At 70.7% G+C, this 25,572-nt stretch carries 29 protein-coding genes and 1 tRNA gene; 16 read left to right on the top strand and 14 right to left on the bottom strand.

Going from position 1 to position 25,572, the window contains the following annotated elements:
• Positions 1-60 precede the first annotated feature (60 nt).
• The 3 genes from BY998_RS10935 to BY998_RS10925 form a co-directional block, all read right to left on the bottom strand.
• Positions 61-1,122 carry a GGDEF domain-containing protein gene (locus tag BY998_RS10935; protein WP_110351648.1) on the bottom strand — a complete coding sequence of 354 codons (1,062 nt, stop codon included), beginning with the start codon at positions 1,120-1,122 and terminating at the stop codon, positions 61-63.
• A gap of 135 nt (positions 1,123-1,257) precedes the next feature.
• Positions 1,258-2,778 carry a DEAD/DEAH box helicase gene (locus BY998_RS10930; protein ID WP_110351647.1) on the bottom strand — a complete coding sequence of 507 codons (1,521 nt, stop codon included), beginning with the start codon at positions 2,776-2,778 and terminating at the stop codon, positions 1,258-1,260.
• A 253-nt stretch (positions 2,779-3,031) separates the two neighbouring features.
• A complete protein-coding gene (locus BY998_RS10925; protein ID WP_110351646.1) occupies positions 3,032-3,304 on the bottom strand; it encodes a hypothetical protein in 273 nt (90 codons plus the stop codon).
• Positions 3,305-3,657: 353 nt separating this feature from the next.
• Here BY998_RS10925 and BY998_RS10920 point away from each other — a divergent pair, with 353 nt between their 5' ends.
• From BY998_RS10920 to BY998_RS10885, 8 genes are all read left to right on the top strand, one after another.
• Positions 3,658-4,518: an outer membrane beta-barrel protein gene (locus BY998_RS10920; RefSeq protein ID WP_110351645.1), complete on the top strand. Its 861-nt coding sequence runs from the start codon at positions 3,658-3,660 to the stop codon at positions 4,516-4,518.
• A 160-nt stretch (positions 4,519-4,678) separates the two neighbouring features.
• On the top strand, positions 4,679-5,152 hold the full coding sequence (locus tag BY998_RS10915) for a hypothetical protein (protein ID WP_146221764.1): 474 nt from the start codon (positions 4,679-4,681) through the stop codon (positions 5,150-5,152).
• Positions 5,149-5,553 carry a hypothetical protein gene (locus BY998_RS10910; protein WP_110351643.1) on the top strand — a complete coding sequence of 135 codons (405 nt, stop codon included), beginning with the start codon at positions 5,149-5,151 and terminating at the stop codon, positions 5,551-5,553. Before BY998_RS10915 ends, BY998_RS10910 begins: the two co-directional genes overlap by 4 nt.
• 40 nt (positions 5,554-5,593) lie before the next feature.
• Entirely contained in the window at positions 5,594-5,866 is a 273-nt protein-coding gene (locus BY998_RS10905; RefSeq protein ID WP_110351642.1) for a hypothetical protein, read from the top strand.
• Between the two features lie 62 nt (positions 5,867-5,928).
• Positions 5,929-6,351 carry a DUF2934 domain-containing protein gene (locus BY998_RS10900; RefSeq protein ID WP_110351641.1) on the top strand — a complete coding sequence of 141 codons (423 nt, stop codon included), beginning with the start codon at positions 5,929-5,931 and terminating at the stop codon, positions 6,349-6,351.
• 179 nt (positions 6,352-6,530) lie between these two features.
• A complete protein-coding gene (locus BY998_RS10895) occupies positions 6,531-6,821 on the top strand; it encodes a hypothetical protein (protein WP_110351696.1) in 291 nt (96 codons plus the stop codon).
• Positions 6,822-6,835: 14 nt separating this feature from the next.
• Complete coding sequence (locus BY998_RS10890) at positions 6,836-7,507, top strand: HAD family hydrolase (protein ID WP_110351640.1); 672 nt, start codon at positions 6,836-6,838, stop codon at positions 7,505-7,507.
• Between the two features lie 152 nt (positions 7,508-7,659).
• Positions 7,660-7,857, top strand: coding sequence for a hypothetical protein (locus BY998_RS10885; RefSeq protein ID WP_110351639.1), 198 nt, complete (start codon positions 7,660-7,662; stop codon positions 7,855-7,857).
• A gap of 125 nt (positions 7,858-7,982) precedes the next feature.
• Here the strand turns inward: BY998_RS10885 and BY998_RS10880 are convergent, their stop codons facing one another.
• Positions 7,983-8,666, bottom strand: coding sequence for an ABC transporter ATP-binding protein (locus BY998_RS10880; protein ID WP_110351695.1), 684 nt, complete (start codon positions 8,664-8,666; stop codon positions 7,983-7,985).
• A 192-nt stretch (positions 8,667-8,858) separates the two neighbouring features.
• On the opposite strand from BY998_RS10880, the gene BY998_RS10875 reads away from it, so the two are divergent.
• The 7 genes from BY998_RS10875 (at position 8,859) to rplA (ending at position 12,864) form a co-directional block, all read left to right on the top strand.
• The gene (locus BY998_RS10875) at positions 8,859-9,503 is read left to right on the top strand and encodes an arylesterase (protein WP_110351694.1); all 645 of its coding nucleotides are present in this window, start codon (positions 8,859-8,861) and stop codon (positions 9,501-9,503) included.
• A gap of 2 nt (positions 9,504-9,505) precedes the next feature.
• The gene (gene thpR, locus BY998_RS10870) at positions 9,506-10,078 is read left to right on the top strand and encodes an RNA 2',3'-cyclic phosphodiesterase (RefSeq protein WP_110351638.1); all 573 of its coding nucleotides are present in this window, start codon (positions 9,506-9,508) and stop codon (positions 10,076-10,078) included.
• Positions 10,079-10,151: 73 nt separating this feature from the next.
• Positions 10,152-10,228 (top strand) — tRNA-Trp (locus BY998_RS10865).
• Positions 10,229-10,412: 184 nt separating this feature from the next.
• Positions 10,413-10,715 (top strand): preprotein translocase subunit SecE, encoded by a 303-nt coding sequence (gene secE / locus BY998_RS10860; protein WP_110351637.1) that lies wholly within the window; start codon positions 10,413-10,415, stop codon positions 10,713-10,715.
• Positions 10,716-10,835: 120 nt separating this feature from the next.
• Complete coding sequence (gene nusG, locus BY998_RS10855; RefSeq protein ID WP_110351636.1) at positions 10,836-11,369, top strand: transcription termination/antitermination protein NusG; 534 nt, start codon at positions 10,836-10,838, stop codon at positions 11,367-11,369.
• A gap of 334 nt (positions 11,370-11,703) precedes the next feature.
• Positions 11,704-12,153, top strand: a complete 450-nt coding sequence (gene rplK / locus BY998_RS10850) for a 50S ribosomal protein L11 (RefSeq protein ID WP_110351635.1) — start codon at positions 11,704-11,706, stop codon at positions 12,151-12,153.
• A gap of 12 nt (positions 12,154-12,165) precedes the next feature.
• Positions 12,166-12,864: a 50S ribosomal protein L1 gene (gene rplA / locus BY998_RS10845; RefSeq protein ID WP_110351634.1), complete on the top strand. Its 699-nt coding sequence runs from the start codon at positions 12,166-12,168 to the stop codon at positions 12,862-12,864.
• Positions 12,865-13,033: 169 nt separating this feature from the next.
• Here rplA and BY998_RS10840 read toward each other — a convergent pair whose 3' ends face one another.
• The 10 genes from BY998_RS10840 to BY998_RS10795 all read right to left on the bottom strand — a co-directional run bounded on the left by BY998_RS10840 (position 13,034) and on the right by BY998_RS10795 (position 23,940).
• On the bottom strand, positions 13,034-14,275 hold the full coding sequence (locus tag BY998_RS10840) for a cytochrome P450 (RefSeq protein WP_110351633.1): 1,242 nt from the start codon (positions 14,273-14,275) through the stop codon (positions 13,034-13,036).
• Positions 14,276-14,279: 4 nt separating this feature from the next.
• Positions 14,280-15,542 carry an FAD-dependent oxidoreductase gene (locus tag BY998_RS10835; RefSeq protein WP_110351632.1) on the bottom strand — a complete coding sequence of 421 codons (1,263 nt, stop codon included), beginning with the start codon at positions 15,540-15,542 and terminating at the stop codon, positions 14,280-14,282.
• Positions 15,539-15,757, bottom strand: coding sequence for a ferredoxin (locus tag BY998_RS10830; RefSeq protein WP_110351631.1), 219 nt, complete (start codon positions 15,755-15,757; stop codon positions 15,539-15,541). The genes BY998_RS10835 and BY998_RS10830 overlap by 4 nt, the downstream gene beginning before the upstream one ends.
• Positions 15,758-15,918: 161 nt before the next feature.
• Entirely contained in the window at positions 15,919-17,004 is a 1,086-nt protein-coding gene (locus BY998_RS10825) for an acyltransferase (RefSeq protein WP_110351630.1), read from the bottom strand.
• Positions 17,001-17,870 carry a glycosyltransferase family 2 protein gene (locus tag BY998_RS10820; RefSeq protein WP_110351629.1) on the bottom strand — a complete coding sequence of 290 codons (870 nt, stop codon included), beginning with the start codon at positions 17,868-17,870 and terminating at the stop codon, positions 17,001-17,003. Before BY998_RS10820 ends, BY998_RS10825 begins: the two co-directional genes overlap by 4 nt.
• A gap of 210 nt (positions 17,871-18,080) precedes the next feature.
• The gene (gene aspS / locus BY998_RS10815; RefSeq protein WP_110351628.1) at positions 18,081-19,895 is read right to left on the bottom strand and encodes an aspartate--tRNA ligase; all 1,815 of its coding nucleotides are present in this window, start codon (positions 19,893-19,895) and stop codon (positions 18,081-18,083) included.
• Positions 19,896-19,972: 77 nt separating this feature from the next.
• Positions 19,973-20,998: a biotin synthase BioB gene (gene bioB, locus BY998_RS10810; protein WP_110351627.1), complete on the bottom strand. Its 1,026-nt coding sequence runs from the start codon at positions 20,996-20,998 to the stop codon at positions 19,973-19,975.
• Positions 20,999-21,040: 42 nt separating this feature from the next.
• Positions 21,041-22,255, bottom strand: coding sequence for a transcriptional regulator (locus BY998_RS10805; RefSeq protein WP_110351626.1), 1,215 nt, complete (start codon positions 22,253-22,255; stop codon positions 21,041-21,043).
• A 12-nt stretch (positions 22,256-22,267) separates the two neighbouring features.
• Positions 22,268-23,035 carry an alpha/beta hydrolase gene (locus BY998_RS10800; RefSeq protein WP_110351625.1) on the bottom strand — a complete coding sequence of 256 codons (768 nt, stop codon included), beginning with the start codon at positions 23,033-23,035 and terminating at the stop codon, positions 22,268-22,270.
• Positions 23,036-23,055: 20 nt separating this feature from the next.
• Complete coding sequence (locus BY998_RS10795) at positions 23,056-23,940, bottom strand: fumarylacetoacetate hydrolase family protein (RefSeq protein ID WP_110351624.1); 885 nt, start codon at positions 23,938-23,940, stop codon at positions 23,056-23,058.
• 278 nt (positions 23,941-24,218) lie between these two features.
• Between BY998_RS10795 and BY998_RS10790 the strand changes: the two genes are divergently transcribed.
• On the top strand, positions 24,219-25,544 hold the full coding sequence (locus tag BY998_RS10790) for an outer membrane protein transport protein (protein ID WP_110351623.1): 1,326 nt from the start codon (positions 24,219-24,221) through the stop codon (positions 25,542-25,544).
• Positions 25,545-25,572 lie beyond the last annotated feature (28 nt).

The following is a 25,572-nucleotide window of genomic DNA, read 5'->3' as shown; positions in this document are numbered from 1 at the left end:
GCGAGGCACGCCCCATATCCAAAGCCGCCGGCCGGAAACGGCCGGTGCGTTCGCCCCGCCTCACGCCACGTCGCGCAGGGCGGCCTCGGTCTCGTCGAGGGTGCGGTTGCGGCCGGCCCGCTTGGCGGCGAACAGGCAGGCATCCGCCCGCTCCAAGAGGGAGACGGCGTTGTCGTCCCCGTGCTGGGTCGCCACCCCGAGCGAGACGGTGACCTTGCCGAGCGACTCACCGGTCGAGCGCTTCACGAGTTCGCGGCCGGTCACGCCGGCGCGCACCCGCTCGGCGATGGCCCGGGCCTCGGCCAGCCCCGTCTCCGGCAGGACGATGCTGAACTCCTCCCCGCCGAAGCGGGCGAGCGTCGCGCCGGCCAGACCCACATGCTCGCGCATGACGATCGCTACGAGGCGCAGCACCTGATCCCCGGTGAGGTGACCGTAGGTGTCGTTGAAGCGCTTGAAGGAATCGATGTCGACCACGATCAGGCTCGTCGGCCGGCGCCCGGAGGTCGGCGCATCGACGGCCCGTTGCAGAGCCTCCTCGAAGCAGCGCCGGTTGCCCAGGCCCGTCAGGGCGTCGGTCAGGCTCTCCAGGCGAGCCGCCTCCAGGGTTTCCCGCAGGGCTTCGATCTCGCCGCGGCTCTCGCGCATGCGCGCTTCGAGGGTGCGGTTGTTGGCGGTGACGTCGCGGGTGTTGGCGATGAGCGTGGTGACGACCTCGCGCAGCCGCGTCCGGCTGGTGGAGGTGTTGGCGATGTCGTGGGAGAGGGCTTGAAGCGACTCGCCGTACTGGGTCGTGGAGTGGATCGAGACGTCGATCATCTCCATGATGCCCTCGACCTCGGCGATGAGACCGGAATTCATCCGATCCACCTCGACCGCGAGGCGGCGCGCGTCGATGTAGGCGTCGTGCAGCCCGTCGATGTCGGCGGCCGTCAGCGTGCCGTTCTGCGTGGTGAGGCGCTTGATCGCGTCGTTCATCAGCGGCTGCGTGCCGGCGACGTAGAGATACCACACGGCGTAGGCCCGCGGCGTCGCGCAGGCGCAGTAGTCGCGCATCAGCTCGAAGCTGCGCTGCGCGAGGACGAGACTCCGCTCACGATCGGGATCGGGGCCCTGGCTCATCCTGTGACGTACGCTCCGCCGGACGGGGCAAGCCCCACCGGGGGGACCGTCCGCTGGCTGGAGTGTCGCTCCAGAATCTCGCCAGGACGTTAAGGCGGCTCCGACAAAGCCGTGCCGCCGCGCGGGTGGGAGACGCTACTTGCTCTTCCGGATTCCGGTCGGCTTCAGCAGGAAGGCCGGCACGTGCGAGCCGAGGCCGACGGGCGTGTTGTCGTCCTCCTCGTCGCGGCGCGGCGGACGCCGCTCGCCGCGCGGGGGGGCGCTCCGGGCGGCCTCGCGGACGGGCGCGACCGGCTGCGGCTCGCGGGCCGCCGCCGGCTCGCGCCGCGCCTCATCGGAGCGGCCGCGCTCGGCGGCCGGGCGGCGACCGCCGCGGGAGCGGCTCCCGCTGCGGGGGGCGGCCTCGCTCGGACGGTCGCCGCCGCGCTCGACGCTCGTCTCGCTCGCCTTCTGCGGCTCCTTGGCCCGGCGGCTGCCGCGGCGGCGGCGCGGCTCCTCGCCCTCCGTCTCGTCGGAGGCGGTGACGCTGGTGAGATCGCCGTCGAGCCACGCGATCGGCTGGCCGATCAGGTTCTCGATGGCCGCGAGCGAGCGCTCATCCGAGCGGTTGGCCAGGGTGAAGGCGTTGCCGGCCCGGCCCGCGCGGCCGGTGCGGCCGATCCGGTGGACGTAATCCTCGGGGTGGTGGGGAACGTCGAAGTTGAAGACGTGGCTCACCGCCGGGATGTCGAGGCCGCGGGCGGCGACGTCCGAGGCCACGAGCAGGGGAACCTCGCCGCTGCGGAAGCCGTCGAGCGCCGCGGTGCGGGCGCGCTGGTCCATGTCGCCGTGCAGCGCGGCGACGTTGAAGCCGTGGCTCGCCAGCGACTTCTGCAGCAGCGCCACGTCGCGCTTGCGGTTGCAGAAGATGATGCCGTTCTGCAGCTCGTCCGCCGAGCGGATGAGGTGGCGCAGGATCTTGCGCTTCTCGTGGCCCTCGGCGCTCGTGGCCACGAGGCGCTGCTCGATGGTCGTCGCCGTGGAGGCGGGGCGGGCGACCTCGACGCGCTGGGGGTTCGAGAGGAACATGTCGGCCAGCCGCTCGATCTCCGGCGGCATGGTCGCGGAGAAGAACAGCGTCTGGCGCGTGAAGGGCACCATCTTCACGATGCGCTCGATATCGGGAATGAAGCCCATGTCGAGCATCCGGTCGGCCTCGTCGATGACGAGGAGCTCGACGCCGGTGAGCAGCAGCTTGCCGCGCTCGAAATGGTCCAGCAGGCGCCCCGGCGTGGCGATCAGCACGTCGGTGCCGCGGGTCAGCTTGGCGTCCTGGTCGGCGAAGGAGACGCCGCCGATGATCAGCGCCACGTTGAGCTTGTGGTTGGTGCCGTAGCGCTCGAAATTCTCCTCGACCTGGGCGGCGAGTTCGCGGGTCGGCTCGAGGATCAGCGTGCGCGGCATGCGAGCCCGGGCGCGCCCGCTCTCCAGCATGGTCAGCATCGGCAGGGTGAAGGCGGCGGTCTTGCCGGTGCCGGTCTGGGCGATGCCGAGCACGTCGCGCCGGGCGAGCACGTGGGGGATCGCCTGAGCCTGGATCGGCGTCGGCTCGGTGTAGCCGGCCGCGGTCACGGCCTGGAGAACCTTGTCGCTCAGTCCAAGATCGGCGAAAGACATCGGGTACGGGAAACCATATGCGCGCGTGGGGTGGGCCGAGCAGGGGCTCTAGGGCTCGCGCCGGCGGCTGATACGCGAGAGCCGTGCGCGGTACGCCGTCACGCGTCCGAACGCGCGGGACACTTAGAGACACGCGCCCGCTTGTCAATCGATTGCGGGCGCCCGGGACATGCCGAGGCGGTCCGGGCACGGTTGCGCCCGGAGCATCGGTGCCGCACGCTCCAACCGGTTTTCGGCCGGCGGACCCGTTCCGTCAATCCCGGCCGCCCCTGCGCAGGGCGCAGGGATCGAGATGCGTCTCCTGCGCGCGGTCCTGCAGACGGGGGCCGATCGAGCCCGTCGTCTCGGGGTCGGCGATCGGCCGGGCTGCCTGCGGGCGCGGTGCGGCGGCCCGGTCGACCGGCTTGTCGACGGGCTTGGCGATGTGGTGGGCGAACGCCGTGGCGGCGAGCCCGACGATCAGCGTCGTCTTGATCGACCATGCGAGAGGGCCGCGCGGCGTCGGCGAGCCGGAATCGAGGGACATGTCGAGAGCGCACCCGTCGGGCCGATGTCTCCGGAAGCGGAAGCGCCGGCGCCCGCGCAGGGTGAACCAACAGAGTTAATGCAGTCTTTCTCGGCGCCCTAACGAGTTATTAACCCTGTTCCACGCAAATCGTATCGATCAGTTTGACTGTTGCAGGATGTCGGCACAGTCGCGGATCGATGTGCGGAACGACACATCGATCTGTTGCGGTGCATCACGGCCGCGTAAGCTTCACGTTTCGTTGACGAGTTCCGGTGCATTCATCGCTCCATCGCAGGAGGGCGACGGATACCGGGGAGGTCCCCCGGCCAATTCAACCAGCACCGGCTCCCGCCAAACCAGGACACGACACGATGAAAAGCCTGCTTCTCGCTTCCAGCGCGCTCGTCGCCGCCACCGTGGCCGCCTCGGCCGCCGACCTTCCGCGCCGCGCGGCTCCCCCGCCGGTGTTCCAGCCGGTGCCGGTCTTCACCTGGACCGGTTTCTACGCCGGTTTCAACGCCGGTTACGGCTTCGGCACCCAGGACGACCGCGCTCCGACGGTGCTCGGCGTCGGCCCGGCCTCCCTGCTCGTCACCGCCCCGACCGTGATCGCCTTCAATAACCGCGAGTCCAACGAGGGCTTCGTCGGCGGTGGTCAGATCGGCTACAACTACCAGTTCACCCCGGGCTCCGGCTTCGTGATCGGTGTCGAGGCGGACGCCCAGTACGCCGATTTCGGCCGTAACCGGAACCGCTTCCTCGCCACCGGCCCGCTGGCCGCGCAGCAGGTGTTCAACCCGGGTGGCCTGTCGGGCCTCGACTTCTTCGGCACCGTCCGCGGCCGTCTCGGCTACGCCTTCGACCGCACCCTCGTGTACGGCACCGGCGGCTTCGCCTACGGCTCCGGCGGCGGTCGTGAGTTCGGCACCGGCGTGTCGAGCGACGACTTCCAGACCGGCTGGGCCGCGGGTGGCGGTATCGAGTACGCTCTCCCGACCGACTCCTTCCTGAACTTCTTCAAGTCCTCGGCCGTGACGCTGAAGGTCGAAGGTCTCTACGTGAACCTCGACCGCGGCACCGGTGGCCGTGGCGCCTTCGCGGTGGACAACCAGGGCCGCACCGTGACCGTGACCAGCCCGGGCGTCGTGCTCGTCAGCGGCGGCCAGCAGGTTCGCGACACCGAGTTCGCCGTCGTCCGCGCCGGCCTGAACTACAAGTTCGGCTCGTACTAGGACCGACAGGCTCCGGCGGCTCGCAAGGAGCCGCCGGACCGCTCGGAGAAGCCCGGCCCCGCGCCGGGCTTTTTCGCGTTGTGCGCCTCGCGATCCGGAAACCTCGCGGTTAAGCTCGCGTTTACCATCCCGGCCGATCCTGTTCGGCCCGGAGATCCGCATGCGCGGGCTCGGTGTCCTGCAACCGCCACCGCGAAGGCCGCGCATCCGCATGACATCGGGCATTTCCTGGGGCCGTGCCGCGCTCCTCGCCGTGGCTCTGCTCGCGCCGTCCGACGCCGTCCGCGCCGAGGAACCGCTCTACCTGCGCATCCGCGCCAATCCCGCCGCCCGCCTCGACGGAGCCGCCGGAGCCGGGCAAGGGCAAGGGCAAAGGACCGCGCCGACGGCCGGATCGGCGGTTGCGGATACGGCCCGCGAGTCCGTATGGGAGCGCAGCGACAGGCGTGCCCGGATCGCGATCGCCTCGGTCTGTGACGGCTGCCTGGCGACGCGCTCCGCCGTGCGTGCGTTCATGCCCTCGTCCGTGACGGACGCGCCTGCCTCCGGCGCTGCCGCCTCCGGCTCGTCGACATCCGGCGCGCTCGCCGCCGACCTCTCTCCGCCCGCACCACCGACAGCAGGTGATCCATGACCCAGGCCCACCCGACCACCGGCGCCACCGTCGATCCGGAATGCCCGGTCTCCCTCGAACTCCTCGGCGAGGTCTATCGCGCCGACGATTACGACCTGCCCTACATCCTGGAGCGCATTCCGGCGCTGACCCGGGCCAAGCTCGCCGCCTACCTCTACGGCAAGAGCCACATGCACCAGCTCGGCCTGAAGGTGGCCCTCGCCTGCGAGCGCGAGGATCTGATTCAGGCGGTCGGCGAAATCGGCTCGGTGATCTATGGCCAGTCCCGGCTCAAGCCCTCGGCGCCTGCGCCGGAGGCGGCCGTTCCCGTCGGCCGGGGCAGGGCCGCGCCGGCCGCTCAGCCGAAGAAGGTCAAGATCAGCCTCGGCGGCTCCGCCGCCAAGGGCCGCAGCTTCGACTGAAGTCGGATCGCGAATCGGGACGGGACGGAGAGCAGGTGTCATGTTCGCATCGTGGTGGAAGCTTGGATTCGACACGACCCTGCTCGCCTTCGAGGCGCAGTCGGTGATCGCCCTGCGCATGGCCAAGCTCGCGGCCGGCGGCAGCGGCGCGCAGGCGGAGGCGCAGCGCATGGTGAGCGAGAAGGTGCTCGCGGCCGGAGAGGCGGCGATGCAGATCGCCACCGGCGCCTCCCACGGTGCGGTGGTGGCCGGCTACCGCCGCAAGGTCCGGGCGAACCAGCGGCGCCTCTCGCGCCCCGCGAAACGCGATTAACGCTCCCTTAACCATGCGCTTCCATCGTTCGGGCTCGCGTCGGACGACCTCAGGAGAGCTTCATGGTGCTGTGCGAGACGAGCGTGCGCGAGCGCGCCTACTATATCTGGGAGGACGAGGGCCGGGTCTTCGGCCGGGCCGAAACCCATTGGCTGCGGGCCGAGGCCGAGCTGCAACAGGCCGCTGCGCTCCGTCCGGTCGAGACCGAGGCGGCGTCCGCCCCGGTGGCCAAGCCCCGCGCCAGCCGCGCCAAGGCTGAGGTCAAGCCGGCCGTGAAGGCCCCCGCCGAGGTGCTGGCGGGCGTCGCCAAGGCCGCCACGGCCAAGAAGGCGGCTGCCAAGACCCCCGCCAAGTCGAGCGCGAAGTCGGCCGCCAAGGCCGCCGAGACCCCCGCCGCCAAGGCCGTGAAGGCCGCGCCGAAGGCCAAGCCGGCCGCCGGCCGCGCCAAGGCCGCTTCGAGCGCCGAGGCCGTCGTCCTGCACTGAATCGTCGCCCCGCGCGCGATTCGAGAGCCCGCCGTCCCTGGGGATGGCGGGCTTCGTCGTTTCCGGACGTCTCCGCATCGAGAGGCGCCGGACGATTCGGCCGGGAACGCGGGTCGGGCTCGGCCGTTGGCTTTCGTGCCGCGCGAGGCGGTGTTTGCGAGATCGAGGACGGGATGGCGATGCGGGCGCGGATCGGAGTGAGTCTCGCGGGCGCCCTCGTCGGTGCGGCCCTGATGGCAGGCGGCGCGACGGCGGGGCCGCTGCGCGCGGGCGCGCCCGTCTTCGTCGGACCCGCCGTCCCGGCGGTGGACGGCCGGGCGCCCTGGAACGCACCCTGGGAATACGATTCCGGCAGCGACAACGATCGCCGCCCCGAACTGCCCTACTACCAGCAGGGTCGCGGCCAGCAGACGGGCGGGCCGGCCCGCAACCTGCTGCCGGATGACGGCCTTCACATCTTCCCGCGCTGAGGACCGGTCTTCGGATGAGCACCCGCATCAGGGCCGTGGTGTTCGACATCGACGGCACGCTTCTCGACAGCGTGGACCTGCACGCCCGGGCCTGGGTCGAGGCCTTCGCCCAGTTCGACATCGAGACGGAGGAGGCCCAGGTCCGCCGCCAGATCGGTAAGGGGGGCGACCAGCTCCTGCCGGTCTTCGTGGACGAGGCGCGCCTCGCTCGCGACGGCGAGGCCATCGAGTCCTATCGCTCGGATCTGTTCAAGCGGGATTACCTGCCCCTCGCCCGGCCATTCCCCGGCGTGCGCGTGCTGCTGAGCCATGTCCGCGACGCAGGCCAGATCGTCGCCCTCGCCTCCTCGGGCAAAGCCTCCGAGGTCGAAAACTACCAGAAGATCCTCGGCATCACCGATCTCGTCGACGTGGTCACCACTGCCGACGACGCCGAGCGCTCCAAGCCCCATCCCGACATCTTCGAGGCGGTTCTGAGCAAGCTTTCCGGCCTGCCCAAGGAGGCGGTGATGGTGGTGGGTGATACGCCTTACGACGTGCAAGCCGCTGCAAAGGCTGGGCTTTCGACGATCGGCGTCCTATGCGGCGGCTTCCCGGAAGCGGAACTGTCGGCGGCCGGCTGCGTGGCGATCTACCGGGACCCCCAGGATCTGCTCGATGGCTACGCCCGCTCGCCCCTGGGCTGAGCAGGCGTTTCTCCTCAAAAAGCTGTGAGGGGCCGGAACCTCCCCTGAAGGGACGGGTAACCCCAAGCCGGCAAACCTATAGCCTCGCGGATTGGAACCGTTTAAGAGCGCGCCCCGCGGGGGGCGGTAGCCCGCTTTCGGATGGCAACACCATGCAGCTTACGGCCGAGGCGCTCGTGACGACGTCGAAATCCCTTCAGCAGCAGGTCGCCGAGGCCATCGAGGATCGGGCGCTGCCCATCAGCCGGCTGTTGCGCCTGATGTGGGCGCTGGAGGCCGACCGCAACGCCGCCAACCAGAATCTGCGGGCGCAGCTGCGTGCCCGCATCGGCGCCCCGCTCAGCGCCTGATGTCCCGCCCGTCTCGCGCCGCGCCGTCCTGAGGCGGCGCGCGAGGACGCGGCTCCAACCCCAACGGACGCCATGCCTTTCGGCGCCGTGACGGCGTCGGAAGGCATGGTCTTTCCTCAGGCCCGTCAAACCTCGGCGGGCGCCTCGATCCGGCCGGCGCGCAGGCGCACCGTGCGGTCGCAGAGTCGGGCGAGGCCGGGATCGTGCGTCACCAGCACGAGCGTCGCGCCGCGGTCGCGCTTCAAGCCGAACAGCAGATCGACGATCTGCCGGCCCGTCGCCTCGTCGAGGTTGCCCGTCGGCTCGTCGGCGACGAGGATCGCCGGATCGGGTGCCAGCGCCCGGGCGATGGCCACCCGCTGCTGCTCGCCGCCCGAGAGTTGCGCCGGATAATGCCGCAGCCGGTGGCTCAAGCCCACCGCCTCCAGCTCCGCCGTCGCCCGCCCGTGCGGATCGGGTGCGCCCGCCAGCTCCAGGGGCAGCGCCACGTTCTCCAGGGCCGTCATGGTCGGCACGAGGTGGAAGGCCTGGAACACGATGCCGATGTTCCGGCCCCGGAAGCGGGCGAGCCCATCCTCGTCGAGCCCACCGAGATCCGTGCCGGCGATGGTGACGCGACCGGTATCGGGCCGCTCCAGCCCGGCCATCACGGTCAGCAGCGTCGACTTGCCCGAGCCGGAGGGACCGACGAGCCCCACCGCCTCGCCGCGCTCGACATCGAGCGAGATGCCGCGCAGGACATGCACCCGCGCGGGGCCCCGGCCGAGGCTCAGCTCGATCTGCGACAGGGAGACGGCCTTGTTCGACATCAGGCACCGACCGATCTTGGCAAGCACGGGGACAGGTTCGAGCGGGAGGATACGGCGTTGCACCACGCAGGCGAGGCGGAGGCCGCATCCGGCCGGGGGTTCGTGTCCCGGCTTGTGTCACGCTCAGGCGTCCGGCGCGAGACGGACGGGACCGATGTGGGGTCTGTGCATCCCCGGCGCAGGGCCGCGCTGATGCTCCTCTTCGCCGCAGCCACGCTCGCGGGCGCCGCGAGCCTGCTTCCCCGCCCCGCGAAGGCGGAGACTGCGCCCATCAAGCTCGTGGCCCTCGGCGACAGCCTCACCGCGGGCTACCGCCTGCCGGCCGACGCCGCCTTCCCGGCGGTGCTGGAGCGGGCGCTGAAGGCCAAGGGGCACCGGGTCGAGATCGCCAATGCGGGCGTCTCCGGCGACACCAGCACGGGCGGGCTCGACCGGCTCGACTGGTCGGTGCCGGACGGCACGCAGGGGGTCATCCTCGAACTCGGCGCCAACGACATGCTGCGCGGCACCGATCCGGCGGTGACCCGCAAGGCGCTGGAGACGATCATCGTGCGCCTGAAGGAGCGCGGTATTCCGGTGCTGCTCGCCGGCATGCTCGCCGCGCCCAATCTCGGCACGGAGTACCGCGCCCGCTTCGACGCGATCTATTCCGACCTCGCGCGGGCGCACGACCTCGTGCTCTACCCGTTCTTCCTCGACGGCGTGGCCGGCCAGCGCGGCTACACCCTGGACGACGGGCTGCATCCCACCGCCAAGGGCATCGAGCGGGTCGTCGAAGGCATCCTGCCCAGCGTCGAGACCTTTCTGGCCCGCCTGGAGCCGAGGAAGGGTCCGTAACGATGCCGCGCCTGTTCACCGGGCTCGAGATTCCGGCGGAGGTGGCCGAGCGCCTCGCCTTCTTCCGCGGCGGGCTGCCCGGCGCGCGCTGGATCGAGCCCTCGGATTACCACGTCACCCTGCGCTTCCTCGGCGAGGTCGACGACGGGCTCGCCGCCGATGTCGATGCCGGCCTGCAGGAGGCGAGGGTGCGCGCGCCCCTCACCGTGACGCTGGACGGGCTGGCGAGCTTCGGCGGCGACCGGCCGCGGGCACTCTACGCCTCGGTCGTCCCCACGCCGGAGCTCATCGACCTGCAGGAGGAGCACGAGCGCATCGCCCGCCGGGCCGGCGCCGCGCCTGAGCGGCGCAAGTTCACGCCGCACGTGACGCTGGCCCGCCTCAACCGCGGGGCCTCCCCCGAGGCCGTGGCGCGAAGGCTGACGGAGGCGGGGGTGTTTCCCCGCCTGATCTTCGTAGCACGCCGCGCCGCCCTGTTCTCCGCCCGCACCTCCCGGGGCGGCGGCCCCTACCTCGTCGAGGCGGCCTATCCCTTCGCTGCAGGCGGTTTCCCGCCCGATGAAGCGGGGCCGTGACGGGGCTCCGGTGTTCCGCCCTTGCTTTGGGCCGCCGGTTGCGGCATGACGCGAGCCGCGCCGCGCGCGCCGTAGGAGTGTAGCTCAACTGGTCAGAGCACCGGTCTCCAAAACCGGGGGTTGGGGGTTCGAGTCCCTCCACTCCTGCCACGGCGCCCCCTGCACCCGACCTCGCATCCGGCCCGCCGCGGTCCTTTCCCGACCCATCGACAAGCCGGATCACTTGCGCTAGAGCGGGCGCATTCCGAGATCCTCAGATGCTGTCGGTGTGGGACGCAATGTCCCCGCACCGCGATCGGCGGTTCCCGGAGCCCTGTCCGGTTTCAGTTGCGCCATGGCATCGAACGAAGCGACCAAGAAGACCGACGCGGCGCGCGGACCCAATCGCGGCCCGGCCGCCGCGGCCAACCAGCGCGCGACCCCGCCCGCGCGCCCCGCGCCCAAGCGGGTCGGTCCGGTGGAGTTCCTCGGCGAGGTTCGCGACGAGGCCCGCAAGGTCACGTGGCCGACCCGCAAGGAGACCACCATCACCACCGTCATGGTGTTCATCATGGTGGTGCTCGCGAGCCTGTTCTTCGTCGCCGTCGATCAGGTCATGCGCGTCGGCGTCGGCTTCATCCTGGGCATCGGCGCCTGAAGTTTTTGATCGGTCGCCCCGGTGACGACCCCCGAGGGGGCGGCGCCGGGCGCGGCCGACGCAGATTGAGTCCCCCGCGTCGGGCCGATGCCGGGAGGGCCTGAGGAGTTGGGAAGCCCCGTGTCGAAGCGCTGGTACATCGTCCACGCCTACTCGAACTTCGAGAACAAGGTCGCCCAGTCCATCAAGGATCAGGCGGCCCAGCGCGGGCTGACCGAACTGTTCGACGAAGTCATGGTGCCGACCGAGAAGGTCACCGAGGTGCGCCGCGGCCGCAAGGTCGAAGCGGAGCGCAAGTTCTTCCCCGGCTACGTGCTGGTGAAGTGCGACCTGACGGACGAGGTCTACCACCTCATCAAGAACACTCCGAAGGTGACGGGCTTCCTCGGCGCCGACAAGGCCAAGCCCGTGCCGATTCCGGACGCGGAGGCCGAGCGCATCAAGGGGCAGGTGCAGGAGGGCGTGGATCGCCCCAAGCACACGGTCTCCTTCGAGATCGGCGAGACGGTGCGCGTCTCCGACGGCCCCTTCGCCTCCTTCAACGGCACCGTCGAGGAGATCGACGACGCCCGCTCGCGCCTCAAGGTGGCAGTGTCGATCTTCGGACGCGCCACCCCGGTCGAGCTGGAATACGGGCAGGTCGAGAAGGTCTGACGCCGACGATCGACGCGAGTGCCGTCTTCCCATACGGAAGGACGGCACTCGGTTTCGTCTCGATCTGCTGGTTTGTCCGCGTCCTGGCCTGTTCTTCTGGCGGCTGATTCATGGCCGCATGCGTTTTCGAGACGTCCATAAGCGCTCCTGGTGAGCGTGGTCGTCTCATCGAAATCCGGCTTTGCCGGATAAGCCCCTGCTCCGGCAGGGCATCATCCGCGGGAGATCCGCCCGGCTTCGCCTCCGGGATCCACGGGATCGCACCGCGACCTGTCACTGCCCGTCCGTCCGTGCCTAGGCAGCGCGGCGATGGGCAATCATTGGGAGAAGTCCCATGGCGAAGAAGATCACGGGCTACGTGAAGCTTCAGGTCCCGGCCGGCGCCGCCAACCCGTCGCCGCCGATCGGTCCCGCGCTCGGTCAGCGCGGCCTCAACATCATGGAATTCTGCAAGGCCTTCAACGCGAAGACCGCGCAGATGGAGAAGGGCACCCCGATCCCGGTGATCATCACCGCGTATCAGGACCGCTCCTTCACCTTCGAGATGAAGCAGCCCCCGGTCACCTTCTTCCTGAAGAAGGCGGTAGGCCTGAAGATCGGCAAGAAGCCGGCCTCCGGCTCCAAGACCCCGGGCAAGGGCCCGACCGTCGGCAAGATCACCGAAGCCCAGCTTCGCGAGATCGCCGAGAAGAAGATGCCCGACCTGAACTGCGACTCCGTCGATGCGGCGGTCGCGATGATCCGTGGCTCCGCGCGAGCCATGGGCCTCGAAATCGTCGCGTAAGGGGAGGGCGATATGGCACGCGAAGGAAAGCGCATCCGCGCCGCCCGCGAGGGTCTGGAGCCGATGAAGCTCTACGCCATCGACGAGGCGATCAAGCTCGTGAAGTCGAAGGCTTCGGCCAAGTTCGACGAGACGGTCGAGATCTCGATGAATCTCGGCGTCGATCCGCGCCACGCCGACCAGATGGTCCGCGGCGTCTGCAACCTGCCGAACGGCTCCGGCCGGACGGTCCGCGTGGCGGTCTTCGCCCGCGGCGCCAAGGCGGACGACGCCAAGGCGGCGGGTGCCGACATCGTCGGGGCCGAGGATCTCCTCGAGATCGTCCAGGGCGGCAAGATCGAGTTCGATCGCTGCATCGCGACCCCGGACCTGATGCCGCTGGTCGGCCGTCTCGGTAAGGTGCTGGGCCCGCGCGGCCTGATGCCGAACCCGAAGGTCGGTACCGTCACCATGGACGTGAAGGGCGCGGTTGCCGCCGCCAAGGGCGGCGCGGTCGAGTTCCGGGTCGAGAAGGCCGGCATCATCCACGCCGGCATCGGCAAGGTGTCCTTCGACGAGCAGAAGCTCGTCGAGAACATCAAGGCCTTCGCCGACGCGGTCGCCAAGGCCAAGCCCGCCGGCGCCAAGGGCACCTACATCCAGCGCATCGCCGTCACCTCGACGATGGGCCCGGGCGTGAAGGTCGAGCCCTCCACGGTTCTGACCGCCTAAGACGCGTCCGCAGGGACGTTTGGGAAAGCGCCCGGCCGAGAGGCCGGGCGCTTTTCTTTTGGCCCGAGCCTCTCCTCGTCATGGCGAGGCGAAGCCACCTGTACGCTGCCTTGTTCAAAGAGGTCGCGCCGCTGGATTGCTTCGCTCCGCTCGCACTGACGGGGAGGGATCAGCAGCACTCCGCCACGCCTTCCAGCGTCAGCCGCAGGTGCCGCGGGCCCCGCAGCGAGGCGCCCGGGCGGTAGGGCGGCGGGTCTTCGATCCGCGACACGCCCTTCAGCCGCCGCACGAGGCTGACCAGCGCCACCTCCGCCTCGATCCGCGCCAGCGGGGCGCCGACGCAGTAGTGCAGCCCGCCGCCGAAGCCGAGATGGCGGTTGTCGGGCCGGTCCGGATCGAAGCGGTCGGGGTCGGGAAAGCGGAGCGGATCGCGGTTGCCGGCCGCGAGCAGAAAGATCACCGGCGCGTCCTTCGGGATCGTGATCCCGGCCACCGGAATGTCGGCGAGCGCCAGCCGGGTGCGGTAGTGGACCGGCGGCTCGTAGCGCAGCAACTCCTCGATCAGGCGCGGCGCGAGGTCCGGCTCGGTGCGCAGGCGCTGCCAATGCTCGGGAAAGCGCAGCAGCGTCAGCATGCCGTTGGTGATCAGGTTCACCGTGGTCTCGTGGCCCGCCACCAGCAGCAGCACGGCCGTGGCGATCAGGTCGAAGTCGTTCATCCCGTCCGCGTCGTTGGCGAGGTCGGAGAGGATGTCCTCCTGGCGGTCCTTGCGCTTCTCCTTGATCAGACACTGGATGTAGTCCGCGATCTCGTTGAAGCAGACCTCGTTCTTGGCCTGGGTCTCCTCGTCGCCGCGCTGGTTGGGTTCGAGCGCGGTCGCGAGCTGCGTCGCCCAGCCGTGGAACTGCGGCTCGTCCTCCGGCGGAACGCCGAGCAGTTCGCAGATCACCGTGACGGGCAAGGGGTAGGAGAAGTCGTCGACGAGGTCGATGCGGGTCTTGCCGCACATCTTGTCGATCAGGTCGTCGGTGAGCTTTTGTGTCTTCGCCCGCATGCCGCGCACCCGCTCGGGCGTGAAGCAGCGCATCACTTGGCCCCGCAGGCGGTCGTGGTCGGGCGGATCGCGGAAGATGAAGGGGCGGTGGCGCTTGCGGATCTCCGCGCGCACCGGGCGCACCAGCAGGTCGGTGACCGGGTGGCCGGTCCAGCGGAATTTCTGCGGGTCGGGCAGGTCGTCCGAGCTGATCCGGGGATCGGAGATCAACCGGGCCAGTTCGGCGTGCGTGCTGACGACATAGGTCCCGTCCTCCTGCCGCGAGACCGGGTTTTTGCGCATCTCCGCGTAGAGCGGATAGGGATTGTCCCGGTTGGCCGGGTCGAGGATCTGTTCGAACAGCGTGCTTCCGCTCACGGGGTTACGGCTCCTGTACGCGGATGCGGGGCTGATCGACGGCCCCCTCGATCGGCGGGAAGGGCGCGCGCTCCCGGATCGCGGCCTTGTAGGCGGGCAGCCAGCGGGCGCTGTCGATCGCGGCCGCCGCGACGGTGCGGCCCGCCTTGCCGAAGGCGGCCACGAGGCGCCGCTCCTCGAGCGAGCCGTGCACCACCGCCAAGGCGTCGGCGCCCTCGGTCAGGCCGACGAGCTTGATCGTCAGGCCGAATTGCTGCGACCAGAAATCGGGCAGGTGATCGTGCCGGCGCATCGCCGAGGCGTCGCCCGCCAGCATGTTGGCCGCCGCGATCGCCGCTTGCGCCCGGGCATTGCCCCAGTGCTCGACCGCAACGAGGGCGCCGTCGTCGTGCGGATTCGGCCAGCGGGCGACATCCCCGGCAGCGAACACGCCCTCGGCGACGCCCCCGTCCGCTCGCAGCGCCCGGCAATAGCCATCGCAGCGCAGACCCTTGGCGTCGGCGTCGAGCTCCGAGCCGTCGAGCCATTCGACGTTGCGCAGCGTGCCGATCGCAGCCACGAGGCAATCGGCCTCGATCCGCTCGCCGTCCTTCAGGACCACCGCCGTCAGGCGCCCGGCTTCCGCTTCCATCCGCTCGATCTCGGCGCCGAGCCGCAGGTCGACCCCCTTCTCGCGGGCGACCTCGCCGATCAGGCCGCCGAGGCGCGGGCCGAGCGCCGCGGCCAGCGGCACCGCATCGCGCACCAGCAGCGTGACCGGGATGTCGAGGTCGCGGCAGGTCGAGGCAACCTCGAAGCCGATGAAGCCGCCGCCGACGAGGACCACCCGCCGCGGCTTCGCCTGAAGCTGGGCGCCGAGGCGCTGCGCATCGTCCCGCCCGCGCAGGGTGAAGACGCCCGCGAGCGCGGCTTCCTCCCGGTCCGGCCAGGGCCGCGCCCGGGTGCCGGTGGCGATCAGCAGGCGATCATAGGGGAGGCGGCTGCCGTCGCCGAGTTCGACGCGGCGCGCGTCGAGATCGAGCCGGGTCGCGGGCGTGCCGAGGCGGAAGTCGGCCGCGAGGTCGGGATGGCGGGGCAGGGTGGTGTCGGTGGAGAAGAGGCCGCGCAAGACCTGCTTGGAGAGCGGAGGCCGGTCGTAGGGCGCATGGGGCTCGTCGCCGACCAGGGTCAGCGCGCCGGCAAAGCCCCGCTCACGCAGGGCGTGGGCGGCGGTGAGACCCGCCAGCGAGGCGCCGACGACGACGATGCGCTCGGGCCGGACCGTCACCGGGTTTCTCCGACCTTCGTGTCGGTGTCGGGATAAGCCGTGATCGCCCGAACCGGGCAGGCATGGACGGCCCGCTCGATTGCGCCCCGCGCCGCCTCGCCGGGGGAGGGGTCGTAGACCAGCGCTTCCTTGCCGTGGAGGGCGAAATGGTCCGGGGCCGCGTAGATGCACTGCGCGTAGGCTTGGCAGCGGTTGAGATCCACGACGACCTTCATGGTGGGCAGTGATCCGGGTTTCCGGGAGAGGGGGCGGCCCGACGGTGGCTGAGGGGCCTGACACCGTAGCTAGGGCGCGTGGAGCGCCCCACCACGGCGGCGCGTCGACACGCCCCGCGTGCTTCGAACAAGCCGGGACCGCGAGAGGATCATATTCGCTCTCAGGGGCCGGCGGGTTCGATGGTGCCCAGCGTGCGCCGCCCGAGCGCCCGCGCCTTGAGGCGCAGGGCCGGCTTCTCGACGGCGTACCAGGAGGCGGCCGCGACGAGCCCGGCGAGCAGAAGGGCCGGCACCAGCAGGGTCAGGGCGGAGGCCGCGGGCCAGAGCGCGTGCAGGCTCTGCTGGATCGGCCAGCCGTAGAGATAGACCCCGTAGGAGAGGTCGGCGGGCGGATCGAGGGAAGGGCGGGCCAGTGCCGGTAGGAGGCCGAGCCAGATCGCCGCGTAGCTCTCGCCGAGGAAGAGCAGCGTCCGGGCGGGCGCGTGGCCCTGGAGGAGGAGGGCGGCCGCCACCGCGAGCAGCGGCCACGGCGTGAGGCGGACGGCATCGCGCCAGAGGTAGAGGCAGGCGCCGACGGCGAAGATCAGGGGCAGGCGCAGGGCCGTCTCGGTGCCCTTGGACATCTCGGGCCGGACCGCTTCCAGGCCGGCCAGCGACAGGGCCAGGGCCGCGGTGAGCGCCGGCACCGCCCAGCGCCGACGCAGGAGTCCGAGAAGCCCGACGGCGAGCACGCCGGCGTAGCAGATCGTCTCGTATTTCAGGGTCCAGACCGTGCCGAGCGGGCTGCGGAAGGGGTTGGCCTCGAAGAGGCCGGGCAGGCTCGCGTTGCTCTTGAAGGACAGGAGCGTGCCGCGCACGAAGCGCCACAGCTCGGGCGACGCGTAGTACTCGGCCGGCGGCAGCCGGGTCAGCGCCGCGCCGAGGCCGAGGCTCACTACGAGCGTCGCGGCCACCAGCCCGGGCAGGATGCGCAGGGTCCGGGCGATGGCATAGTCGCGCCAACCCCGCCGGTCGTAGCTCATGGTCACGAGGAAGCCGGAGACGGCGAAGAAGCCGTTCACCGCGTGCTCGCCGAGCGAGAAGCCGGTGGCGCGGGCCAGCGGCTCGTCCAGCGCGTTGCCGGAGACGACGCTGAAGGCGTGGCTGATCACCACCATCAGGGCGAGCGCCAGCCGCAGGCCCGAGAAGGCGTTGTGCGGTCGGGCCAGCGCTTCCGCGATCGTGGGGCCGGACAGGGCGCCGCTCACGGGGCCAGTCCTTCGCGGGCCAGCGCGCTTTGCCCCCGCAGGGCGGCGAGCGCGCCGGCCGCCGAGCCGCCGTAGCGCTCCAGGCCCGAGCGGCGAAAGGCGAGGGCGGCCAACGCCGCCTTCGGGGCGTTGGTGGCAAGCATCCCCGGGCTCGGATCGGGCAGGCCGTACTTCCGCGAGACGTAGGCCCGCGACCACGCCTGATGCCAGCGGGTGCGAAACACCCGGCCCGGTGCCGGGGCCGAGGAGCGCCCGCGCCCGTGCAGCGCCACCGCGCCGTGGACGTGAACCAGGGCGCGCCCCGCATCGGCCACCCGGCGGCAGAGGTCGTCGTCCTCGTAGAACAGGAAGATCTCTTCGTCGAAGCCGCCGAGGTCGAGGAAGAGCGCCCGCTCGATCATCAGGCAGGCGCCCGACAGGAACGGGGCGCAGGCGTCGCCCTCGGGCAGGGCGAGCCGGCCCTTCGGATTGGTGAGGTAGGGCGCCAGCAGCGAGCGCGGCTGGTAGAAGAAGCGCCCGTCCGGCTCGTGGATGCGCGGCGCCAGGAGCCCGGCATCGGGCCAGGCCCGCGCCGCGGCCAGCAGCGCGGCGGCGGCACCCGGTTGCAGCACGAGATCAGGGTTGAGGATGAGGACATGCCCTGCCCCGTCGACGGCGCGCACGCCGATGTTGTTGGCCCGTCCGTAGCCCTCGTTGCGGGGATGCGCGATCACCCGCGCGCCCTGGGCTTTCGCCACCGCGACCGAGCCGTCGCGGCTGGCGTTGTCGACCACGATCGCCGGGATGTTTTCGCGGGCCAGAGCCGTGAGGCAGGCGGGCAGGGCGTCCGCGCTGTCGTGGCTGACGACGATGGCGGTCAGCGACATGCGGCTGCCCGCAGGCCAGACGGAGCGACGCCTTGCCCGTCTCCGGGGCAGGCGCGCTCCGTCGCCTCCCTACGGCTTTCACGCCCGGTCATCGCGAGGCGGAGCCGAAGCGATCCAGGGCGCAGCGCTTTCCGGAAAGGTCGCGGCCCTGAATCGCTTCGCTGCCGTTCGCGATGACGGCGGGAGCGGTTGGAGCGGCGCGGTCCCGTATCACCCCTTCTTCTCGGGCAGGTTGAGCCGGATGTGCAGTTCGCGCAGCTGCTTGGCCGTCGCCTCGGCGGGCGCGCCCATCATCAGATCCTCGGCGCGCTGGTTCATCGGGAACAGCACGACCTCGCGGATGTTCGGCTCCTCGCACAGCAGCATGACGATGCGATCGACACCCGGCGCGATTCCGCCGTGCGGCGGGGCGCCGAGGCGCAGGGCGTTCAGCATGCCGCCGAACTTCTCCTCCAGCACGTCCCGCCCATAGCCGGCGATGGCGAAGGCCTTCTCCATCACGTCGGGGCGGTGGTTTCGGATCGCGCCCGAGGACAGCTCGATGCCGTTGCAGACGATGTCGTACTGGAACGCCTTGATCCCGAGGATTTCTTGGGAGTCTTCCTCGCCCAGGGCGAGGAATGCGTCGCGATCGTAGTTCGGCATCGAGAACGGGTTGTGGGAGAAGTCGATTTTCTTGTCTTCTTCGTTCCACTCGTACATCGGGAAGTCGACGACCCAGCAGAAGGCGAACTGGTCCGTATCGGAGAGCTTCAGCTCGTCGCCGATGCGGATGCGCGCCTTGCCCGCGAGCGCGGCGGCCTTCGCCTCGGTGCCGGCGGCGAAGAACACCGCGTCGCCCGCCTTGGCGCCGGCCTTCTCGGCAATCCGCGCCTGGATGGCGGCGGGGATGAACTTGGCGATCGGTCCCTTGCCGATGAGCGCCCCGCCCTCTTCCTCGAACACGATGTAGCCGAGCCCCGGCGCGCCTTCCGAACGGGCCCAGTCGTTGAGCCGGTCGAAGAACGAGCGCGGCTGGCCGGAGGCACCGGTGGCGGGGATGGCGCGCACCACGCCGCCCGACTTGATGACGCCCTTGAACGCCTTGAACTCGACGGCGTCGTCGGCGAACTCGTCCGTCACGTCGGCGATGATCAGAGGATTGCGCAGGTCCGGCTTGTCGACGCCGTATTTGAGCATCGCGTCGGCGTAGGTGATGCGCGGGAATTCCTTCGTCACGCGCTTGCCGCCCGCGAATTCCTCGAACACGCCGCGCAGCACCGGCTCGACCGCCTGGAACACATCCTCCTGCGTGACGAAGCTCATCTCGATGTCGAGCTGGTAGAACTCGCCCGGGCTGCGGTCCGCCCGCGCGTCCTCGTCGCGGAAGCAGGGCGCGATCTGGAAGTAGCGGTCGAAGCCCGCGATCATCGTGAGCTGCTTGAATTGCTGCGGGGCCTGCGGCAGCGCGTAGAATTTTCCGGGGTGCACGCGGGAAGGCACCAGATAATCTCGGGCACCCTCGGGGCTCGAGGCCGTGAGGATCGGAGTCTGAAATTCGAAGAAGCCGCCCTCGCGCATGCGGCGGCGCAAGCTGTCGACGATCGCGCCGCGCTTCATGATGTTGGCGTGGAGCTTCTCCCGGCGCAGATCGAGGAAGCGGTACTTGAGCCGGGTCTCTTCCGGATATTCCTGGTCGCCGAAGACGGGCAGCGGCAGCTCGCCCGCGGGGCCGAGCACTTCGAGATCGTCGATATAGACCTCGACGCTACCGGTCGGCAGCTCGGCATTCTCGGTGCCGGCGGGCCGCGTGCGCACGCGGCCGTCGATGCGGATCACCCACTCGGAGCGCGCGGTCTCGGCGGCCTTGAAGGCCTTCGAGTCGGAATCGATCACGCACTGCGTCAGGCCGTAATGATCGCGCAGGTCGATGAAGAGCACGCCGCCATGGTCGCGGATGCGGTGGCACCAGCCGGACAGGCGGACGGTCTGCCCGACATCGGATGGGCGGATCGCCCCGCAGGTATGGGTACGGTAACGGTGCATGGCGGGCTCTTGAGAATGAGCCGGCACCATTCACGGGAGGCGTTTCAAGTCAAGGTGAGGGCCGGCTTGCCGTGCCCCTACTCCGCGGCGGCCAGCGTCACCTCGGGCACCGGCACGCCGATGTCGCGCAGCAGCTCGGCGTCGGCATCCGCCTCGTTGTTGGCGGTGGTGAGCAGGCGCTCGCCGTAGAAGATCGAGTTGGCACCGGCGAGGAAGCACAGGATCTGCGCCTCGCGGGTCAGGCTCTTGCGGCCGGCGCTGAGGCGCACGCGGGCCTTGGGCATGACGATGCGGGCGGTGGCGCACATCCGCACGAGGTCGAGCGGATCGATCGGCGGACGGTCCTCCAGCGGGGTGCCCTCGACGGCCACCAGCGCGTTGATCGGCACGCTCTCCGGGTGCGGCGCGTGGTTGGCGAGCACCAGCAGCATCTCGGCCCGGTCGCGCACCCGCTCGCCCATCCCGACGATGCCGCCGCAGCAGACGCCGATGCCGGCCTCGCGCACATGCTCCAGCGTCTGGAGCCGGTCGTCGTAGGTGCGGGTCGAGATGATGTCGCCGTAGAATTCGGGGCCGGTGTCGAGGTTGTGGTTGTAGGAGGTCAGCCCGGCTTCCGCGAGGCGCTGGGCTTGGCTCTGCGTCAGCATACCGAGCGTCACGCAGGCTTCCATGCCGAGCCCGCGCACGCCGCGCACCATCTCCAGCACCGCGTCGAAATCCGGCCCGTCCTTGGGCTTGCGCCACGCCGCGCCCATGCAGAAGCGGTGTGCGCCGTTGGCCTTGGCCGCGGCAGCCTCCTTCAGCACGGCCTCCACCGGCATCAGCCGCTCGCGGGGAAGGTTCGCGCCCTTGTGGTGGGCCGATTGCGGGCAGTAGGCGCAATCCTCGGGACAGCCGCCGGTCTTGATCGACAGGAGCGCTGCCCGCTGGATGTCGGCGGGGTCGTTGTGTGCCCGGTGCACGACGCCCGCCCGATGCACGAGATCGAGCAAGGGCATGTCGTGGATCGCCTGGATCTCGGCCAGGGTCCAGTCGTGCCGGATATCGTGCCGGATGGCGGCGGGCGCCTGAGAGGCGGCGAGGGAGACCACGGTATCGCTCATGCGCTTCTTTGAGAGCGAAGGCGGGGGAAAAATCAAGCCTGGCTAGTCAAACGGCACGCCGGCCCGGCGCATCCCCTCGACGAACCGGTCCTTTCCCGGGGAGGGCCGGTAGAGCCGCATCGCGCGGGCGACCCGGTAGCTCGGCTCCAGGTCCATGAACCGGTCGGCGGCCGCCTGCGCCTCCTCTTGCCGGCCCAGCAGGGCGAGGCTCGCGGCGCGGACGCGGTGGGTGCTGGTCCAGCCCGGATCCTCGGCCATGGAGCGGTCGAGCCAGGCCAGGGCCTCCTCGTGGGCGCCGGCCATGCACAGGGCCAGCCCCAGGCCGGAATCGAAGCGGAAGGTGTTAGGGTCGAGCGGGCTCTGCCGCTTGGCCGCGTGGAAATGATCGGCCGCCAGCTCCGGCTCGCCGACGTAGCAGCGCACCCAGCCGCTGCGCTCGTAGGCGGCGGCCGCGTTGGGGTTGAGGGCGAGCGAGCGGTCGAGCAGGCCGAGTGCGGTGTCGTAGTCCTGCGCCAGGAAAGCCAGGGTGTGGCCGGCCATCATCAGCACCGCCGGATCGCCCTCGTCCCGCTCCAGGGCGAGGCGGGCCAGACGGGCGCCCTCGGCGCAATCGGCGGCCGCGTCGGCGCTCCAGCCCTGGACGACACGGTTGGTGTAGCATTGCGCCAGGAGCGCGTAGGGGAGCGGGTGCTCGGGCACGAGGCGGCGCACGGCCTCGATCGAGGCGATGCGCAACTCCACGCTCTCGGGGCTCGGCATGGCGTGGTTGGAATAGGCCGAGAGGAACGGCCCGTAGACGCCGGCGTCGAGGGGGGGCTCCGTCCGCTCGGGCGCGGCGGCGCGCGTCAGGTCGGGCGCGATCGCTGCCACCGTCCCGGCGACGATGCGGCCGCGCAGGGCGTGGACGGCCCCCTCGTCCTCGTCGAGATCCTGCAGCCAGATCGGCCGCTCGTCCGCCGCCCGGTGCAGCCGGGCCTGGACGCGCAGCCGCGTGCCGATGCGCGACAGCGTGCCCGTGAGAACGTGCGCGACGCCGAGCCGCCCGGCCACCACCTCCGGGGGGACGGTGCGGCCCTTGAAGGTGAAGGCGGAGTTGCGGGCGCTGACGAACAGGCCGGGCGTGCAGGCGAGCGCGTCGGTGACGTGCTCGGACAAGCCGTCGGCCAGGGCCTGGGCGTCGAAATCACCCTCCGGGTTCGCGAAGGGCAGCACGGCGACCGAGGGCCGGTCCGGCAGCGGCAGGGAGGAGGTCGCCATCGGGGGTGGGGCTTAGATCGCACCCCGCCCGCGCAGGAGCGCTTCGAAGCCGGCGACGTCTTCGAGGAAGCCGAAATGGCCGCCGGGCAGGCTGGCGCGATCGAGCCGTTCGAAGGTCTCGCAATGGCGCGCGAAGAGGTCTGGCGCGAAGGCGTCGGTATCGCCGAAGACCAGGGTGAGACGGTCCGCATGCGCCGCGATGATCCCGCTCTGGTCGTAATCGCCGAGGCTCGCCGAGACGCCGTGATAGACCGGCGGCACCAGGGCGAGGTCGAGGTCGGGTAGATCGGTGTCCCGGCCGCAATAGGCCGGCAGCAGGATCTGCATGATCGCCCGGCCGGCCTCCGCATCGGAGCGGGCCATCAGGGGGGCGGCCCGCTCCATCGCCTCGGGCGGGAGCCGGCCGAACAGGGCCGCCACGGCCGCGTCGAGCCCGGCCCGGGTCGGCGGAGCCGGGTGGAGCAGCACGGTGCGGGCGATGTGGTCCGGCATCCGGTCGAGCAGGGCGAGGGCGAGCCAGGCGCCCCAGGAATGCGCGACCAGCGTCACCGGACCCCGCGCCGCCCGCTCGGCGACGAAGGCGGCGGCGGACTCGATGACGCTGTCCGCCGTCACGGGCTGCGACGTGCCCGAACCAGCGCAGCCGGGCTGCTCGAAGAAGGCCCAATCGGCGGCGAAATCCGTTCGCCGCAGCGGACCCTCGGCGTAGGTGACGGGCAAGCCGGGGCCGCCGCCGAGGAAGACGACCGGGGGCTGCCGGTCCTGCTGAGAGGCGCTCATCGTCGGGGCGTGTCGTCCGTTCAGTTCGTGGGCTCGCCCGCGGCGACCTTGGCGGTCCAGTCGTCGAAGGCCACGACCCGCTGGCGCTGCTCGCCGAGACCGTCGATGCGCAGCACCATCTCGTCGTCGCTCTTGAGGTAGCGCGGCGGCTTCATGCCGAGCCCCACGCCCGGCGGGGTACCGGTGGTGATGATGTCGCCGGGCTCCAGCATCATGAAGTGCGAGACGTAGGCCACGATCTGGGCCACGTCGAAGATCATCGTCGCCGTCGAGCCCGTCTGCATGCGCCGGCCGTTCAGGTCGAGGCTCATGGAGAGGTTCTTCAGGTCCGGGATCTCGTCCAGCGTCACGAGCCAGGGACCGAGCGGGCCGAAGGTCGGGCAGCCCTTGCCCTTGGTCCAGGTGCCGCCGCGCTCCATCTGGAATTCGCGCTCGGACAGGTCGTTGCAGATGCAGACTCCCGCCACGTAGCGCAGGGCCTCGTTGGCGTGGACGTAGGAGGCGCGGGCGCCGATCACCACGGCGAGTTCCACCTCCCAGTCGGTCTTGGCCGAGCCCTTGGGCAGGATCACCGTGTCGTTGGGGCCGACGATGCAGGAGGGCGCCTTGTTGAACAGGATCGGTTCGGCGGGGATCGCCGCGCCGGTCTCGGCGGCGTGGTCGGCGTAGTTCAGGCCGATCGCCACGAAGTTGCGGGTGCCGCCGACGCAGGGGCCGAGGCGGGTGCCGGGCGGCAGCAGCGGCAGGCTCTCCGGATCGATCCGCGCGAGCCGGTCGAGCGATTCCCGCGAGAGGCCCGCCCCCGCGATGTCGCGCAGGGTCCCGGAGAGGTCGCGCAAACCGCCCTTCGCGTCCACGAGGCCCGGTTTCTCGTCGCCGCTCGCGCCGTGCCGGATCAGCTTCATCGTCGGATCGTCCCGTCCTGCCTGTCCCGAACCACCCCGAAGGACCCGAGGAGCATCGCCGCACGCCGCGCGCGGTGCAAGCGGGTCCCTCCAGGCACGGTCCTGCGAGCCTAAGCTTGGCCCCTGCACCGTGGTTCCGTGGCAAAAATTCCTCGCCATACATATAATTCAAATGTCACGGCCAAGCCTCTGGACGGCGCCCGCGCGATCCACTTCGATGGCGGTGCGCCTCGGGTTTCCCAGGCAGCGCCTCATCAAGAAACGCTTCGGAGAGAAACATGTCTGGGGGGACCATCCGCGCGCTCAGGCTCGCGGGAGCCGTCGCGGCGGCTTCGCTGGTGTCCGCGACGGCGGCGCAGGCCGGCGCCTTCGGCCTGCGCGAGCAGAGTGCGCAGGGCCTCGGCCTCGCCTTCGCCGGTTCGGCCTCGGGCGCGGCGGGCGTCTCGTCGCTCTTCTGGAACCCCGCGACCGTGACGATGCGGCCGGGCTTCGTCACCGAGCAGAACCTGAGCTTCGTCAACCTCTCGGCCGAGATCACGCCGACGGTCGGCACGGCGCCGGGGCTCCTGCCCTTCGGCTCCTCCGGCGAGATGGGCCAGGGCGCGGTGCTGCCCTCCGGCGCCACCTCCTACCAGCTCACGGACCGGCTCTGGGTCGGGCTTCAGACCGGCGCCCCCTACGGCCTCGTCACCAAGCCGCGCCAGGACTGGGCGGGTTCGCCCTACGCCCGCTCCTCGCGGATCTTCTCGCTCGCCTTCAACCCGGTGGTGGGCTTCAAGGTCAACGACTGGCTCTCCGTCGCCGCCGGCCCCAACATCGAGTATTTCCGCCTGACCCTGCGCCAGGCGGTGCCGGTGCCCGGCGTGTTCCCGGGCCTCTACCCGTCGGGCTTCATCAAGGGCGAGTCCTGGGGCGTCGGCTTCACCGCGGGCGCCACGATCACCCCCGCCGCCGGCACGGTGATCGGCATCGGCTACCGCTCCTCGGTCCATCACGACATCGAGGGCTCGATCGGCTTCCCCGACCCGCGGCAGGCCATCGCCCTGGGGCAGGTGAAGGCCAACCTCAACACGCCCGAGAAGATCAGCGTCGGCCTGACCCAGGCGATCAACCCGGTCACGCGGATCAATCTCGGCTTCGAGTGGGACAACTGGTCGAGGCTCGGCGACATCGCCATCGTCTCGAAGGCGCTCGGCGTGCCGGTCAACCACCTGCCGCTCAACTTCAAGGACTCGTTCTTCTACTCGATCGGCGCCGAGTACGACTGGTCGCCGAACCTCACCCTCCGGGCCGGCTTCGGCTACGACAACGGGCCGATCGACTTCCAGAACCGCACGGCGCGCCTGCCCGACAGCGACCGCTACCTCGTCTCGATCGGCGGCAGCTACCGTTGGAGCGATCACGTGCTCCTGACGGCGAGCTACTCGCACGTCTTCCTGGGGCGCAGCCGCCTCCTGACGGGCCCCGGGCGCAACTACGACATCGGCGGTATCCCGCTCGCGGCCTACGCCGATGCCAGCGCCGACGTCGCCTCGGTCGGGTTCCGCTACCAGTGGGATGCCCCGGCCGCCGTCGCCCCGGCCCCGCTGGTGCGCAAGTACTGAGGACCGGCGGGGCGGCGACCGCGCCGCT

The sequence above is a fragment of the Methylobacterium sp. B4 genome (genome assembly GCF_003201865.1).
In the GTDB taxonomy this organism is placed as follows: Bacteria; Pseudomonadota; Alphaproteobacteria; order Rhizobiales; family Beijerinckiaceae; genus Methylobacterium.
Note: the sequence above shows the minus strand (reverse complement) of the source record. Positions and strands in the feature narration are given on the sequence as shown.